The sequence below is a fragment of the Pandoraea sp. ISTKB genome (assembly GCF_001721285.1).
In the GTDB taxonomy this organism is placed as follows: domain Bacteria; phylum Pseudomonadota; class Gammaproteobacteria; order Burkholderiales; family Burkholderiaceae; genus Pandoraea; species Pandoraea capi.
This window is the reverse complement of sequence record NZ_MAOS01000111.1, coordinates 1-522: the sequence shown is the minus strand read 5'-3', so window position 1 is coordinate 522 and position 522 is coordinate 1. Positions and strand designations below refer to the sequence as shown.

1 protein-coding gene is annotated in these 522 nt (G+C 62.3%); it reads left to right on the top strand.

Features of this window, described 5'->3' with window-relative positions; genetic code table 11:
* Positions 1–522 (top strand): NAD(P)(+) transhydrogenase (Re/Si-specific) subunit beta (locus A9762_RS27820; protein ID WP_170836350.1); only part of this gene is annotated, 522 nt, incomplete at both ends.

Genomic DNA, 522 nt, shown 5'->3' with positions numbered 1-522 from the left:
ATGAGCATGAATCTCGTCACGCTGCTGTATCTGGTCGCGTCGATCTGTTTCATTCAGGCACTCAAAGGCCTGTCGAATCCGAAGATGGCGCGACGCGGCAACGCGTTCGGCATGATCGGCATGGCGATTGCCGCCGTCACGACGATTGCGCTGATCTACGAGTTGCGTCGTCTGATGGGCGGTAACTACTCGGGTCTCGCGCTGATCCTCGCAGGTCTGGTGGTCGGTGGCGGTATCGGCGCCTACGTCGCTCGCAAGGTCGAGATGACGAAGATGCCGGAACTCGTGGCCGCGATGCACTCGCTGATCGGTCTGGCGGCTGTCTGTATCGCCGTGGCCGCTGTGGCGGAACCGGCGGCATTCGGCATCGTCCCGGCCGGAGAAACATTCCTGCCGCCGGGCAACCGCATCGAACTGTTCATCGGCACGTTCGTCGGCGCGATTACGTTCTCGGGTTCGGTCATCGCCTTCGGCAAGCTCTCGGGCAAGTACAAGTTCCGTCTGTTCCAGGGCGCGCCGGTC